This window comes from Pseudomonas sp. MIS38, from assembly GCF_019891575.1.
Taxonomy (GTDB): domain Bacteria; phylum Pseudomonadota; class Gammaproteobacteria; order Pseudomonadales; family Pseudomonadaceae; genus Aquipseudomonas; species Aquipseudomonas putida_A.
Map to the genome: position 1 here is coordinate 82,643 of NZ_JAFLXF010000022.1, position 14,748 is coordinate 97,390.

Annotated in this window: 20 protein-coding genes; 10 read left to right on the forward strand and 10 right to left on the reverse strand. The window is 59.1% G+C overall.

All coding sequences use genetic code 11. The features are described from left to right. Positions 1-361 precede the first annotated feature (361 nt). From hisG to J1G18_RS22300, 8 genes are all read right to left on the reverse strand, one after another. Complete coding sequence (gene hisG, locus J1G18_RS22265) at positions 362-997, reverse strand: ATP phosphoribosyltransferase (protein ID WP_007967226.1); 636 nt, start codon at positions 995-997, stop codon at positions 362-364. Positions 998-1,124: 127 nt separating this feature from the next. After that, on the reverse strand, positions 1,125-2,390 hold the full coding sequence (gene murA / locus J1G18_RS22270; RefSeq protein ID WP_027610854.1) for a UDP-N-acetylglucosamine 1-carboxyvinyltransferase: 1,266 nt from the start codon (positions 2,388-2,390) through the stop codon (positions 1,125-1,127). A 22-nt stretch (positions 2,391-2,412) separates the two neighbouring features. Then, positions 2,413-2,652, reverse strand: a complete 240-nt coding sequence (locus tag J1G18_RS22275; protein ID WP_007953556.1) for a BolA family protein — start codon at positions 2,650-2,652, stop codon at positions 2,413-2,415. Positions 2,653-2,768: 116 nt separating this feature from the next. After that, on the reverse strand, positions 2,769-3,074 hold the full coding sequence (locus J1G18_RS22280; RefSeq protein WP_202370167.1) for a lipid asymmetry maintenance protein MlaB: 306 nt from the start codon (positions 3,072-3,074) through the stop codon (positions 2,769-2,771). Next, positions 3,071-3,724 carry a phospholipid-binding protein MlaC gene (locus J1G18_RS22285; RefSeq protein WP_027610852.1) on the reverse strand — a complete coding sequence of 218 codons (654 nt, stop codon included), beginning with the start codon at positions 3,722-3,724 and terminating at the stop codon, positions 3,071-3,073. The genes J1G18_RS22280 and J1G18_RS22285 overlap by 4 nt, the downstream gene beginning before the upstream one ends. Before the next feature lie 11 nt (positions 3,725-3,735). Beyond that, entirely contained in the window at positions 3,736-4,203 is a 468-nt protein-coding gene (gene mlaD / locus J1G18_RS22290; RefSeq protein ID WP_007967220.1) for an outer membrane lipid asymmetry maintenance protein MlaD, read from the reverse strand. Next, positions 4,203-5,000, reverse strand: coding sequence for a lipid asymmetry maintenance ABC transporter permease subunit MlaE (gene mlaE, locus J1G18_RS22295; RefSeq protein ID WP_134785443.1), 798 nt, complete (start codon positions 4,998-5,000; stop codon positions 4,203-4,205). Before mlaE ends, mlaD begins: the two co-directional genes overlap by 1 nt. After that, positions 5,000-5,809, reverse strand: coding sequence for an ATP-binding cassette domain-containing protein (locus J1G18_RS22300; RefSeq protein ID WP_003221703.1), 810 nt, complete (start codon positions 5,807-5,809; stop codon positions 5,000-5,002). Before J1G18_RS22300 ends, mlaE begins: the two co-directional genes overlap by 1 nt. A 275-nt stretch (positions 5,810-6,084) precedes the next feature. On the opposite strand from J1G18_RS22300, the gene J1G18_RS22305 reads away from it, so the two are divergent. From J1G18_RS22305 to J1G18_RS22350, 10 genes are all read left to right on the forward strand, one after another. Further along, on the forward strand, positions 6,085-7,059 hold the full coding sequence (locus tag J1G18_RS22305; RefSeq protein ID WP_027610849.1) for a KpsF/GutQ family sugar-phosphate isomerase: 975 nt from the start codon (positions 6,085-6,087) through the stop codon (positions 7,057-7,059). Continuing rightward, a complete protein-coding gene (locus J1G18_RS22310; protein ID WP_007967216.1) occupies positions 7,059-7,583 on the forward strand; it encodes a KdsC family phosphatase in 525 nt (174 codons plus the stop codon). Before J1G18_RS22305 ends, J1G18_RS22310 begins: the two co-directional genes overlap by 1 nt. A gap of 8 nt (positions 7,584-7,591) precedes the next feature. Then, positions 7,592-8,164, forward strand: a complete 573-nt coding sequence (gene lptC, locus J1G18_RS22315; protein WP_027610848.1) for an LPS export ABC transporter periplasmic protein LptC — start codon at positions 7,592-7,594, stop codon at positions 8,162-8,164. Continuing rightward, positions 8,151-8,696: a lipopolysaccharide transport periplasmic protein LptA gene (gene lptA, locus J1G18_RS22320; protein WP_096795357.1), complete on the forward strand. Its 546-nt coding sequence runs from the start codon at positions 8,151-8,153 to the stop codon at positions 8,694-8,696. Before lptC ends, lptA begins: the two co-directional genes overlap by 14 nt. Beyond that, on the forward strand, positions 8,696-9,421 hold the full coding sequence (lptB, locus tag J1G18_RS22325) for an LPS export ABC transporter ATP-binding protein (RefSeq protein ID WP_007967211.1): 726 nt from the start codon (positions 8,696-8,698) through the stop codon (positions 9,419-9,421). Before lptA ends, lptB begins: the two co-directional genes overlap by 1 nt. A 186-nt stretch (positions 9,422-9,607) precedes the next feature. Further along, entirely contained in the window at positions 9,608-11,101 is a 1,494-nt protein-coding gene (locus J1G18_RS22330; RefSeq protein WP_027610846.1) for an RNA polymerase factor sigma-54, read from the forward strand. A 73-nt stretch (positions 11,102-11,174) separates the two neighbouring features. After that, entirely contained in the window at positions 11,175-11,483 is a 309-nt protein-coding gene (gene hpf, locus J1G18_RS22335; RefSeq protein ID WP_025109458.1) for a ribosome hibernation-promoting factor, HPF/YfiA family, read from the forward strand. 12 nt (positions 11,484-11,495) lie between these two features. Continuing rightward, positions 11,496-11,960, forward strand: coding sequence for a PTS IIA-like nitrogen regulatory protein PtsN (gene ptsN / locus J1G18_RS22340; RefSeq protein WP_027610845.1), 465 nt, complete (start codon positions 11,496-11,498; stop codon positions 11,958-11,960). Between the two features lie 2 nt (positions 11,961-11,962). Then, complete coding sequence (rapZ, locus tag J1G18_RS22345) at positions 11,963-12,820, forward strand: RNase adapter RapZ (protein WP_027610844.1); 858 nt, start codon at positions 11,963-11,965, stop codon at positions 12,818-12,820. Between the two features lie 15 nt (positions 12,821-12,835). Continuing rightward, positions 12,836-13,111, forward strand: a complete 276-nt coding sequence (locus J1G18_RS22350; RefSeq protein ID WP_003221684.1) for an HPr family phosphocarrier protein — start codon at positions 12,836-12,838, stop codon at positions 13,109-13,111. A gap of 101 nt (positions 13,112-13,212) precedes the next feature. Here J1G18_RS22350 and J1G18_RS22355 read toward each other — a convergent pair whose 3' ends face one another. Further along, on the reverse strand, positions 13,213-14,106 hold the full coding sequence (locus tag J1G18_RS22355; RefSeq protein ID WP_223008488.1) for a ZIP family metal transporter: 894 nt from the start codon (positions 14,104-14,106) through the stop codon (positions 13,213-13,215). 30 nt (positions 14,107-14,136) lie between these two features. Continuing rightward, positions 14,137-14,748: a superoxide dismutase gene (locus J1G18_RS22360; protein WP_115986705.1), complete on the reverse strand. Its 612-nt coding sequence runs from the start codon at positions 14,746-14,748 to the stop codon at positions 14,137-14,139.

The window sequence follows — 14,748 nt, forward strand, 5'->3', positions numbered from 1 at the left end:
ATAGGAATGGCAAAAACTCAGGCGCCCGAAGGTGCGCTGACGTTTAATAACGATCGCGTTGGTACTGTGCCCGCACCAGGCAAGGCGTGGGACGAAGGTAAGGGTTTTTCCTTACCGAGTCCCGCAACGCAGCATGGTGCGGGCACAGTGCCAACCCGTAGGGCCTTGCTTCAAAAGGCTGGCCACTACGCGTTTATACTTCTGAGAAATTGTTCTGCTGCTGTTAGATTGCCTTTTGGAGTAAGGCGCGGTCGTTATTAAACGTCAGCGCACCTTCCCTAGCCAGTCGTTTCCGCTTGGGCACCTGAGATTCTGGCTATGAGGCGGATAGACGGGCGCGACTCAAGGTCACGCAGGTGAATCAGCCGCGGTGTCGCGATTCCACTGCGTTGCGCAGGGTATCGATCAACGCCTGGATTCGGGCGTGTTGCATCTTCATCGAAGCCTTGTTGACCACCAGGCGCGAGCTGATCGTGGCGATCAGTTCCTGAGGTTCCAGGCCATTGGCGCGCAGGGTGTTGCCGGTGTCGACCACGTCGATGATCTTGTCGGCCAGACCGATCAGCGGCGCCAGCTCCATCGAACCGTAGAGCTTGATGATGTCGACCTGACGCCCCTGTTCGGCGTAGTAACGCTTGGCGACGTTGACGAACTTGGTCGCCACGCGCAGACGGCCCTTGGGCTCGGCCGCGCCGATCTTGCCGGCGGTCATCAGCTTGCACTGGGCAATCTGCAGATCCAGCGGCTCGTAAAGGCCCTGACCGGTGTATTCCATCAGCACGTCTTTACCGGCGACGCCGAGGTCGGCCGCGCCATGCTCGACATAGGTCGGCACGTCGGTGGCACGCACGATCAACAGACGTACGTCATCCTGAGTGGTAGGGATGATCAGCTTGCGGCTCTTGTCCGGATTCTCGGTCGGCACGATGCCGGCTTCAGCGAGAAGCGGCAGAGTGTCGTCAAGGATGCGGCCCTTGGACAGTGCGATGGTCAACATGGGAAACGTCAGTCCTTATCAAGGTACTCATGTCCGGTCGCAATCGGCGCCGGACACACATCGAGCCGGATACCGGCTTGACTCGAAACAAATTCAGTGGACACGTCCCTGTGTCCGCATGCAGCAATCAGCCCGGAACGCGACGGATCTTGGCGCCCAGCATCTGCAGTTTTTCTTCGATGCACTCGTAACCACGGTCTATGTGGTAGATGCGGTCGATCAGGGTGTCGCCTTCGGCCACCAGTGCCGAGATCACCAGGCTGGCCGAAGCACGCAGGTCGGTGGCCATCACTGGCGCGCCCTTCAGGACTTCAGTACCGGTGACGATCGCGGTGTTGCCTTCGACCTGGATCCTGGCGCCCATGCGGTGCAGTTCGTAAACGTGCATGAAACGGTTTTCGAAGATCGTCTCGATCACTGCACCGGTGCCTTCGGCAATGGCGTTGAGCGAGATGAACTGCGCCTGCATGTCGGTCGGGAACGCCGGGTACGGCGCGGTACGCACGTTGACCGCTTTCGGGCGCTTGCCGTGCATGTTCAGCTCGATCCAGTCTTCACCGCAGGTGATTTCCGCACCGGACTCACGGAGCTTTTCCAGGACCGCTTCAAGAATGGTCGGATCAGTGTCCTTGACCTTCACGCGGCCACCGGTGACCGCAGCGGCCACCAGGTAGGTGCCGGTTTCGATACGGTCAGGCATGACTTTGTAGAAGCACGAACCCAGACGCTCGACGCCATCGATGGTGATGGTGTCGGTACCGGCGCCAGATACCTTGGCGCCCATGGCGTTGAGGAAGTTCGCCAGGTCAACCACTTCAGGCTCGCGCGCAGCGTTCTGCAGGACGCTGCGGCCCTTGGCCAGGGCAGCTGCCATCATGATGTTTTCGGTACCGGTCACGCTGACGGTATCAAAGAAGAAGTGCGCACCGCGCAGACCGCCTTCAGGCGCCTTGGCCTTGATGTAGCCGCCTTCAACATCGATCACCGCGCCCATGGCTTCGAGGCCACGAATGTGCAGGTCGACCGGACGCGAACCGATGGCGCAACCGCCAGGCAGGGCGACTTCGGCTTCACCGAAACGCGCAACCATCGGGCCCAGTACCAGAATCGAGGCACGCATGGTTTTCACCAGTTCGTACGGCGCGATCAGGGTCTTGATGGTGCGCGGGTCGATTTCGACGCTGAGCTTCTCGTCGATCACCGGCTCGATGCCCATGCGACCGAACAGCTCGATCATGGTGGTGATGTCGTGCAGGTGCGGCAGGTTGCCAACGGTCACCGGGCCATCGCACAGCAGGGTGGCAGCCAGAATCGGCAGGGCGGAGTTCTTCGCCCCGGAGATACGGATTTCGCCATCAAGACGAACGCCACCGGTAATAATCAATTTATCCATAAGAATCTCGACGCCCTAGGGCTCAGGTGCGCTCGGCCCAGGCCGCGCTGCTGAAAAATTTCATAGTGACCGCGTGGATGCTGCCATCGGCGATCCAAGGGTTCAAATGGGCATAGATGCTTTGCTGACGCTTGACCGGGCTCAACGCCGCCAGTTCATCACTAATCACGTTCAGCTGGAAGTTGCAGCCTTCGCCTTCAACTTCCACCTGCGTTCCTGGCAGCTTTCCTTCAAGGAAGCTCTTCACTTCTACGGCCTGCATGCTCAACCTCAATCGGCGCCCTGTGCGCACGGGTCGGACATCATACAAAAAAGCCCCGCGCCTGCGAACCCCGCATTGGCAGGACTCTGACGGGGGGCTTTTTTATCGATGCGGGTTCAGGGGTGCGCCAGCAACTCGGTCAGCTCACTGACCTGAGCGATTTCGCGCATGTCTTCCGGCATCGCACGGATGCTGACGGCCTTGCCGGCCGCCTGGGCATCGCGCATGAAGCACAGCAGCAAAGACAAGCCGACGCTGCTGGACTTCTTCACTGCCGAGCAATCGATGACCAGCGATGCCGCCTTGCTGGACTTGATCAGCGCCTGGCCTTCCTTGCGCAGGTCGGGACCTGTGCGGTAATCCAGCACTCCGCTGAGCAATAGCTCGTCGACGTCACTCATACGAACTGCCGCCTCACTCATTGCGCTGGCTTCTCGGCAGCTTTCTCGGTGGTTTCCTTGGCCTTGGCCACTTCGCCAGCCCAATTGTTGATGGTCTTGTCCAGATCGTTGCCATTACGCTGCATCGCGTCGGCGAACTGATCACGGAACAGCTTGCCGATGTTGATGCCGTTGATGATCACATTGCGCAGTTTCCACTCGCCGTTGATCTTCTCCAGCGTGTACTGCACAGGGTAGATCGCGCCGTTGTTGCCCTTGACGGTCATGCCGACGCTGGTGCGATCGCCGGACTCATCCTTGGCCGGATCAACCGTGATGCCCTGGTTGTTGTACTCGAGCAAAGCGTTGCCATAGAACTGGAACAGGCCGCGCTTGAAGTTTTCCTGGAAGGTCTGCATCTGCGCCGGCGTGGCCTTGCGCGAATACTTGACCGTCATGATGCTCTTGGAAATGCCTTCGGCATCCACCACAGGTCCGACGATGGTGTTCAGCGCCGTGTAGAAGTCCTGCGGATCCTTCTTGTACTTCTCTTTATTGGCCGACAAGTCGGCCAGCATCCGGTTCGTGGTGTCCTGAATCAGGTCGTGCGCCGACTGTCCGGGCGCAGCGCTTGCCAGCATCGGCAGTGCCGCAAGCAACACCAACAGGCCACGTCGCAAGGTAGAGATCATTCAAAAGCTCCTCATTTGGCGTCTTTGCTAACGGTATTGAGCAGGAATTTACCGATCAGGTCTTCCAGTACCAGAGACGACTGCGTGTCGTGGATGGTTCCACCATCCTTCAGACGGGTGTCTTCCCCGCCCACGCTGATACCGATGTACTTCTCGCCCAACAGGCCAGCGGTCAGGATAGACGCTGTGGAGTCGGTCGGCAGGTTGTCGACCTTTTTATCCACTTGCAGGGTTACCCGACCGGTGAAGCTGTCGCGATCCAGATCGATGGCCGTGACCTTGCCGATGGTTACGCCAGCCATGGTCACTTTGGCTCTGACCGTCAAACCGGCGATGTTGTCGAAGTAGGCATACAGTTTATAGGTGTCGGTGGTCGAAGTCGGAGACAGGCCACTGACCCGCAGAGCCAGTAGCAACAAAGCCAGGATCCCTGCCAGCAGGAACAGGCCGACACCGATTTCCAGGGTGCGGTTTTGCATCAGAAATCTCCAAACATCAAAGCGGTCAGAATAAAGTCCAGGCCCAGTACCGCCAGCGAGGCGAATACCACGGTCTTGGTGGTGGCGCGACTGATGCCCTCGGAAGTGGGCTCACAGTCATAGCCTTGGAAAACGGCGATCCAGGTCACGACGAAGGCGAAAACGATACTTTTGATGACGCCGTTGAGCACATCGCTGGTGAAGTTCACGCTGTTCTGCATGTTCGCCCAGTAGGAGCCTTCATACACGCCAAGCCAGTCGACAGCCACCCACGAACCGCCCCAGATTCCCACCACGCTGAAAATCATCGCCAGCACCGGCAGGGAAATGAAACCGGCCCACAGACGCGGGGCAATAATGTATTTGAGCGGATCGACACCGATCATTTCCAGGCTGGAAAGCTGTTCGGTGGACTTCATGTTGCCAATTTCTGCGGTCAGCGCCGAACCGGCACGCCCGGCAAACAGCAACGCCGTCACGACTGGCCCCAGTTCACGCAGCAACGTCAGGGCGACCATCTGCCCCACCGCCTGCTCCGAACCGTAGCTCGACAGAATACTGAAGCCCTGCAGCGCCAGCACCATGCCGATGAAAATCCCCGACACGACGATGATCACCAGCGACATCACGCCGACCGAATGCAACTGCTTGACCAGCAGGCCGAAACCGCCGCTGATACCGCCACGACCGAGCAGGGCGTGAAACAGGAACAGGGTCGCGCGGCCAAACACCGCGACGGCGTCGATCGCCGCCTCGCCGAACCGGCGTACGCGTTCTATTAATGAAATTTTGCGCATCAGCGCTTCCCCAGAAGATCTGCGCGGTAATCCGTCGCTGGAAAATGATACGGCACCGGGCCATCGGGGTTGCCGGTCATGAACTGGCGAATACGCGGTTCATCCGAATTCATCAATTCGTCCGGCGTGCCCTGCCCCAGCACCTGACCATCACCCACTACATAGATATAGTCAGCGATGCTCGCGGTTTCGGCCAGATCGTGGGAGACCACGATGCTGGTGATCCCCAGCGCATCGTTGAGCAGACGGATCAGGCGTACCAGCACGCCCATGGCGATCGGATCCTGACCGACGAAAGGCTCGTCATACATGAGAATCTGCGGATCGAGCGCAATCGCCCGGGCCAGGGCGACCCGACGCTTCATGCCCCCGGACAGCTCGTCGGGCATCAGCTCGATCGCACCGCGCAGACCGACCGCCTGCAATTTGAGCAGGACGATGTCGCGGATCATTTCATCCGGCAATTGCGTATGAACGCGCAGGGGGAAAGCGACGTTCTCGAAGACATCGAGATCGGTGAACAGCGCGCCGCTTTGAAACAGCACGCCCATGTGCTTGCGCGCATCGAACAGATCACTGCGCGACAGCGTCGGCAGGTTCTGGCCGTTGACCCAGACTTCGCCGCTGGAAGGACGCAACTGTGCACCCATCAAGCGCAACAAAGTGGTCTTGCCGCACCCGGAAGGTCCCATGATGCCGGTAACCTTGCCACGCGGGATGCGAATATCGACGTTATTGAAAATGCTGCGCGCACCGCGCTTGAAGGATACTCCCTTCAGCTCGACCGCGTAGGCGTTATCGGCACTCATCTAAACTCCTTGCGATGCAGCCTCTCACTCGGACGCCTGGCTTTCCGCAGAAAGCACATACCTCCCGGGCAGGCCGAACTGGCGGCGAACTATATCACTGCAAAGGCCAAGCGCCCAAGGCCCATGCCCCCCTGTGTTCAGCGATATGACAGGCGCGGCCGCGCTTTTTCAGGGTTTTGGTTACGAGGAATGACAAAGCACGACGAACTTGCGTGAGGCTTTTCAACATAACCGCTATAATCGCCGCCTTTTCATCGGGCTATACGATTTCTGACATGAGCCAATCCAGCGACCTGATTCAATCGGCACAACGCACCATCCGCCTCGAAGTGGAAGCCGTACAAGGCTTGTTGCCCCATATCGACGCCGATTTCGTACGCGCTTGCGAGATGATTCTGGCCAGCAAAGGCCGTGTGGTCGTGGTCGGCATGGGCAAATCCGGGCACGTCGGCAACAAGATTGCCGCGACCCTGGCCAGCACCGGCACCCCGGCATTTTTCGTCCACCCGGCCGAAGCCAGCCATGGCGACATGGGCATGATCACCCGCGACGACGTGATCCTCGCCCTCTCCAACTCCGGCTCGACCAACGAAATCGTCACCCTGCTGCCATTGATCAAGCGCCTCGGCATCCAGTTGATCAGCCTCACCGGCAATCCGCAGTCGCCGCTGGCCAAAGCTGCCGAAGTCAATCTCAACGTTCATGTCGAACACGAAGCCTGCCCGCTGAACCTGGCACCGACTTCCTCGACCACCGCCGCGCTGGTCATGGGCGATGCCCTGGCCGTGGCGCTGCTGGAAGCGCGGGGTTTCACCGCCGAAGATTTTGCCTTTTCACACCCGGGCGGCGCTCTGGGTCGACGCCTGCTGCTGAAAGTGGAAAACGTCATGCATGCCGGGCAAGAGCTGCCGCAAGTGCAGCGCGGCACCCTGCTCAAGGACGCGCTCATGGAAATGACCCGCAAGGGTCTGGGCATGACCGCGATCGTTGAAGCCGATGGCAAACTGGCCGGAATCTTCACCGACGGCGATTTGCGCCGCACGCTGGACCGCAGCATCGACATCCGCAGCGCCACCATCGACCAGGTCATGACCGCACACGGCAAGACCGCACGGCCCGAGATGCTCGCCGCCGAAGCCCTGAAAATCATGGAAGACCACCGAATCAACGCACTGGTTGTCGTGGACGAAGAAGATCGCCCGATCGGCGCCTTCAACCTCTCCGATCTGCTGCGTGCAGGAGTGATGTAATGACCACCGATCTGCTGCAACGCGGCAAAGCGATCAAACTGGCGGTGTTCGACGTCGACGGCGTCCTCACCGACGGGCGCCTGTACTTCCTCGAAGACGGCAGCGAATTCAAGACCTTCAACACCCTCGACGGCCAGGGCATCAAGATGCTGATGAATGCCGGTGTCGAGACTGCCATCATCAGTGGCCGCAAGACCCCGGTGGTTGAACGCCGGGCGAAGAACCTCGGTATCCCGCACCTGTTTCAGGGTCGCGAAGACAAATTGGTGGTTCTGGACGGCCTGCTGGCGCAACTGGGCCTAAGCTATGAACAGGTCGCCTACCTGGGTGACGACCTGCCTGACTTGCCGGTGATCCGCCGCGTAGGGCTGGGCATGGCCGTTGCCAATGCTGCCGACTTCGTGCGCGAACACGCCCATGGCGTCACTCGGGCCCGCGGTGGCGAAGGTGCCGCCCGCGAATTCTGCGAATTGATCCTGCGCGCCCAGGGCCGCCTCGATGCGGCCAACGCCGCGTACCTGTGAGCCAAATCATGTTTAGCAAAAAATTTCGCAACTTCCTGCTGTTCGGCTGCATCGCTGCGATGTTTGCGGCGGTCGGCTACTGGAACATCAGTCCGGAACGTTTCCTCGACAAGCCTGTGGCCAAGGTCGAAGACACTGCCATCGACTGGTACGCCACCAATACGCATACCCTGCAATATCTGCCGGACGGCAAAGTGCAGTACGAAATGACGTCGGACAAGGCCGAACACCTGAAAGCGACGGATGTGACTCTGGTTACCAAACCCGACCTCAACATGTATCGCGGCACCGAGTTTCCGTGGCACGTGACCAGCGAACGCGGCGAAGTGAATCCGGACGGAACGCAGGTAGAATTGATCGACTCGGTACGCATCAAGCGCACCGATGAAAAGAAACGCGACACCCTGATCACCAGCACACGCATGACGGTGTTCCCTCAGCAGCAATATGCGCAGACCGAGCAACCCGTTAGAATCGACGGCGCTGGCGGTGTATCGACTGGCGTGGGAATGAAGGCGTATTTGAAGGAAAGCAGGATACACCTGCAATCGAACGTAAGAGGACAGTATGAGGCTCGTTAAAACCCTCCCTATTTTGCTCAGTCTGGGCGCAGCACTGGGAAGCGTGAGCGCCTGGGCTCTGCCGAACGATCAGCAGCAACCTATCCGCATTCAGGCCGACGACGCCCAACTGGACGACAAGAACGGCATCGCCACCTATAAAGGTGATGTGATCATCACCCAGGGCTCAATGATCGTTAAGGGCAATACGGTGACCATCACCCGTACTCCGACCGGCGATATCGACGTGGTGACCTCGGTGGGCAACCTTGCCTACTTCGAGCAACTGCAAACCCAGGGTGACGCCAAGCCTGTTCAGGGCTGGGGCGTGACGATTCAGTACCACGCCGCGCAAAACCGCGTCGTGCTGATCGACAAGGCCAAGGTTGTCGACAAGGACAACAACACCACTCAGGGCGAGAAAATCGTCTATGACACGGTGAAGAAACTGGCCAGTGCCGGTCGCGCTACCGGCAGCAAAGTCACCGAAGCGCGTCCGCGTATCGACATGGTGATCCAGCCGAAGAAGAAAACCGACGAGAAAACCCAGTAATGGCAACTCTGAAAGCTCAACACCTGGCCAAGGCCTATAAAAGCCGCCAGGTTGTGCGCGACGTCAGCCTGTCGATCGACAGCGGCCAGATCGTTGGCCTGCTCGGCCCGAACGGTGCCGGCAAGACCACCTGTTTCTACATGATCGTCGGCCTTGTGCAGGCCGATCAGGGTCGCGTGCTGATCGATGATCTGGACGTCAGCCATCAGCCGATGCACGGCCGCGCCAAGGCCGGTATCGGCTATCTGCCGCAAGAAGCGTCGATCTTCCGCAAATTGTCGGTGGCCGATAACATCATGGCCATCCTCGAAACCCGCACGGAACTCGACAAGGCCGGTCGTCGCAAGGAACTGGAAAGCCTGCTGCAGGAATTCCACATCAGCCACATCCGCGACAACCTCGGCATGAGCCTGTCCGGTGGTGAACGCCGCCGGGTGGAAATCGCCCGCGCCCTGGCGACCGCACCGAAATTCATCCTGCTCGACGAACCGTTCGCCGGTGTCGACCCGATTTCGGTCGGCGACATCAAGCAGATCATCCATCACCTCAAGGCCAAGGGCATCGGTGTTCTTATCACCGACCACAACGTGCGTGAGACCCTGGATATCTGCGAAACCGCCTACATCGTCAACGACGGTCAACTGATCGCCGAAGGCGATGCTGCGACCATCCTTGCCAACGATCTGGTGAAGGAAGTGTATCTGGGCCACGAGTTCCGCCTGTAAGCACCAAGGCACTTGGCCAGCCTCTGGGTGCTGTATCGATGAAGCAGGCTTTTATACGCTTTTATTGTTACAGCGCTCTAGGCAAACACGACAGTTTCAGGCATATAATTTGCTTAAGTTTGGCGCTCCGGCGCCCTGTAGTGGATGGCGCATGCGCGCCGGCGAATAAGGTGTTAAGCCCCTGCCATGAAACCATCGCTAGTCTTGAGAATGGGCCAGCAGCTGACGATGACACCGCAGCTGCAACAGGCCATCCGCCTGCTCCAATTGTCGACCCTGGACCTGCAACAGGAAATCCAGGAGGCCCTGGAATCCAATCCGATGCTCGAACGCCAGGAAGAAGGCGACGACTTCGACAATACCGATCCTTTGGCCGACAACGCCGAACAAAAACCCAACACCGACATTCAGGAACCGTCCTATCAGGAAGCCGCCCCGACGGTGGACAATCTGGAAGATGGCGAATGGAACGAGCGCATTCCTAACGAACTGCCCGTTGATACCGCCTGGGAAGACGTCTACCAGACCAGCGCCAGCAGCCTGCCCAGCAGCGATGACGACGAGTGGGACTTCACCACCCGCACGTCCGCCGGCGAAAGCCTGCAAAGCCATCTGCTGTGGCAATTGAACCTGGCGCCGATGTCCGACACCGACCGCCTGATCGCCGTGACCCTGATCGATTGCATCAACAATCAGGGCTACCTGGACGAAACCCTCGAAGAAATTCTCGACGCCTTTGATCCGGAGCTCGACATCGAGCTGGACGAGATCGAAGCCGTTCTGCACCGCATTCAGCAGTTCGAACCGGCCGGTATCGGCGCGCGCAACCTCGGCGAATGCCTGCTGCTGCAACTGCGTCAGCTCCCGGCCAAGACCCCGTGGCTCAACGAAGCCAAACGTCTGGTCAGCGATTACATCGATCTGCTCGGCAGTCGCGACTACAGCCAGTTGATGCGGCGTATGAAGCTCAAGGAAGACGAGTTGCGTCAGGTCATCGAACTGGTGCAAAGCCTCAATCCGCGTCCGGGCTCGCAGATCGAATCGACCGAAGCCGAGTACGTGGTGCCCGACGTCATTGTGCGCAAGGATAACGAACGCTGGCTGGTCGAGCTGAATCAGGAGTCAGTGCCCCGTCTGCGGGTTAACGCGCAGTACGCCGGTTTCGTCCGTCGCGCCGACACCAGCGCCGACAACACCTTCATGCGCAACCAGTTGCAAGAGGCACGCTGGTTCATCAAGAGCCTGCAAAGCCGCAACGAAACCCTGATGAAGGTGGCCACCCAGATCGTCGAGCATCAGCGCGGCTTCCTGGAGTATGGCGATGAAGCCATGAAGCCGTTGGTCCTGCATGACATCGCCGAGGCGGTCGGCATGCACGAATCGACGATTTCCCGGGTCACCACGCAGAAATTCATGCATACCCCGCGCGGTATTTATGAACTGAAATACTTTTTCTCCAGCCACGTCAGCACCTCCGAAGGCGGTGAATGCTCGTCGACGGCGATCCGCGCGATCATCAAAAAACTGGTTGCGGCGGAAAATCAGAAAAAGCCGTTGAGTGACAGCAAGATCGCTGGTTTACTGGAGGCACAAGGCATTCAGGTGGCTCGCCGCACCGTCGCCAAGTACCGCGAATCCCTCGGGATCGCGCCTTCGAGCGAACGCAAGCGGTTGATGTAAGCCACGTTACAGCGTTCCAGTGGCAGGCTCTTCGGCCTGCCGCTTTATGCACTGGCAACGAAGGAGAAGCTGTATGCAAGTCAACATCAGTGGACACCAACTGGAAGTGACCGAACCTCTGCGCACCTACATCAACGAGAAACTCGAACGATTGGAGCGCCATTTCGACAAGATCACCAACGTGCAAGTCACGATGTGCGTCGAAAAGCTCAAGCAGAAAATCGAAGCCACCTTGCATATACCCGGCAGCGAAGTGGTCGCTAACGCAGAAGATACTGACATGTACGCTGCGATCGACTCACTGACCGACAAGCTGGATCGCCAACTCAAAAAGCATAAGGAAAAGACCCAGAGCCTCCTTCAGGGCGCGACAGGTCGTTAACACTCCCAACCCATGATCCGACTTGAAAGTATCCTGACCCCCGGCCGTTCCCTGGTGAACGTGCCGGGCGGCAGTAAAAAGAAAGCCCTCGAACAGATTGCCAACCTCATCCATAAAGAAGTGCCGGATCTGGCCATGCAGGATGTTTTCGAGAGCCTGGTAGCCCGTGAGAAACTCGGATCCACCGGTTTCGGCAACGGCATCGCCATTCCCCACTGTCGCCTCAAAGGCTGTGAAGCGCCTATCAGCGCGTTGATGCACCTTGATGCCCCCATCGATTTCGATGCCATCGACGGCGCACCGGTCGACCTGCTGTTTGTACTGCTGGTCCCGGAAGCGGCCACCGATGCCCACCTGGAATTACTGCGCCAGATCGCCAGCATGCTCGATCGCAAGGAAGTGCGCGAAAAACTGCGCAGCGCACCGAGCAACGAAGCCTTGTATCAGGTCGTCCTGAGCGAGCAGAACGGTCATTAATCATGCGTTTGATCATCGTCAGCGGCCGCTCCGGCTCGGGTAAAAGTACCGCCCTGAATGTCCTTGAGGACAACGGCTACTACTGCATCGACAACCTGCCGGCCGGTCTGCTGCCGGAACTCGCCGAACGCGCCCTGATTCACACCGAACTGGCCCAGCCGCTGGTGGCCGTGTCGATCGATGCACGCAATCTGCCGAGCCACCTGTCGCGTTTCCCCGAACTGCTTGAAGAAGTCCGTGCCCGGCACATCCAGTGCGATGTGCTGTATCTGGATGCCGACGAAGAAACCCTGCTCAAGCGCTTCTCGGAAACCCGCCGGCGCCATCCATTGAGCACTGCCAACCGCTCGCTGGCCGAAGCGATCGAAGATGAAACCGCCCTGCTCGGCCCGATCGCCGACCTGGCCGACCTCAAGGTCAACACCACCAATCTGAATCTGTACCAGTTGCGTGACACCATCAAGCTGCGACTGCTGAACCAGCCGGAACCGGGCACGGCGTTTCTGGTCGAGTCGTTCGGCTTCAAGCGCGGCATGCCGGTGGACGCGGATCTGGTGTTCGATGTGCGCTGCCTGCCCAATCCTTACTGGAAACCGGAACTGCGTGCACAATCGGGTCTCGACGCACCGGTCGCCGAGTACCTGGCTGCACAACCGGAGGTTGAGGAGATGTTTCAAGATATCTACGGCTACCTGTACAAATGGCTGCCACGCTTTGCCGCGAGTAATCGCGCCTATGTCACCATTGCCATTGGCTGCACCGGCGGGCATCACCGCTCCGTTTACCTGACCGAACGTCTGGGTCAGGCCCTGCAGAAAACCCTGAAGAACGTCCAGGTTCGCCACCGCGACCTCACTTAAAGGATTCACACCGCGATGCCTGCTCTGGAAATCGAAATCATCAATAAACTGGGCCTGCACGCCCGAGCGTCGGCCAAGTTCGTCGGGGTGGCGGGCCAGTTCCCGGATTGCACGATCAGAGTGGGTCGCACGCCAGAAACCACAGTGGATGGCAAAAGCATCATGGCGATGATGATGCTCGCCGCCGGCAAGGGTACGAAGATCTATCTGAGCACCGAAGGCCATCAGGAACAGGAAGCGCTGGATGCGCTGGTGGCGTTGATCAACAACTACTTCGATGAGGGTGGTTGATCGTTTAAAGATCAAAAGATCAAAAGATCGCAGCCTGCGGCAGCTCCTACAGTGAACGCATTCCAATGTAGGAGCTGCCGCAGGCTGCGATCTTTTGATATTCAACCCAACGCCGTATCCATCACCATCATCAGACAAAACCCGATCAGCAAGCCAAGACTGGCCAGCTTGTCATGACCATTGCGGCGCGATTCTGGAATGACTTCGTGCGTCACCACCAGCAACATCGCCCCCGCCGCCAGCGCCAGCCCCATCGGCAATAACAGCTCCGCCAGACTGACCAGCCAGGCACAGAGCAGTGCAAACACCGGTTCGACCAGTCCTGACGCCGCACCGATCAAGAATGCCTTGACCCGCGACATTCCCGCCCCCGCCAGTACCAGCGCAATCACCAATCCCTCTGGCACATCCTGCAAGGCGATGCCCATCGCCAGACTGTCGGCATCCGGCATGCCGCCGCCAGCGGACACCCCCACCGCCATGCCTTCCGGGATGTTGTGAGCAATGATGGCGAAGACGAACAGCCAGATGCGCGGCGGAATCACCGGGTGCTCGGGGGTACCGACGAGCATTTCCGGTGAGGCGCCGGACAGTTTCAGATCCACCAGATACAAACCGAATGCACCGAGCATGATGCCGAAGCAAATCAGCCCGCTGGCGGCCAACGGTGTCAGGCCCAGACTTTCGGCAGCAGCGATGCCCGGCACGATCAGCGAAAACGCAGTCGCCGCCAGCATCACGCCGGCGCCGAAACCCAGTAGCGTATCGCTGAGCCTCTGCGGCATACGCCGGATCACCAGCACCGGCACCGCGCCGAGCGCCGTGCCGAGGGCGCAGATCGCGCCGCCCTGCAATGCGCGTGACAATCGCGGCTGCAGATCCAGCCATTCCAGCCCGTGCACGGCCAGCAGGGTCATGCCCGCCAGCAGCAACAGCGACCCGACCGCGTAACGAAACATGCGCCCACCGCCAATCGCCAGTGTTTCAGTGCCCATAGTCAGCCCTGGATTGTTTTTATAGAAGACTTAAACCAGTGCAGCCTGGTAGCGCGCAGCAACTTCCGGCCAGTTGATCACGTTGTAGAACGCGTTGATGTATTCCGGGCGACGGTTCTGATAACGCAGGTAATAGGCGTGTTCCCAAACATCCAGACCGAGAATCGGCGTGTTGCCGTTCATCAACGGGCTGTCCTGATTGCCGCTACTTTCCACGACCAGTTTTTTCTCCGGGGTCACGCTGAGCCAGGCCCAGCCGCTGCCGAAACGGGTCAACGCGGCTTTGGTGAAGGCTTCCTTGAAGCTGTCGAGGCCGCCCAGTTGCGCCTCGATGGCCTTGGCCAGCGCGCCGTCCGGCTTACCACCGCCGTTGGGCACCATGACTTCCCAGAACAGCGAATGGTTGGCATGCCCGCCACCCTGATTGATCACCGCCGCGCGGAGTTTTTCCGGCAACTGCTGAACGCTGGCGACCAGTTTTTCCACCGGCCATTCGGCGTACTCAGTGCCTTCGACGGCGGCATTGAGGTTGTTGATGTAGGTCTGGTGGTGCTTGGTGTAGTGGATCTCCATGGTTTGCGCATCGATGTGCGGTTCCAGGGCATCGTAGGCGTAAGGCAAGGCAGGCAAGGTAAAAGCCAT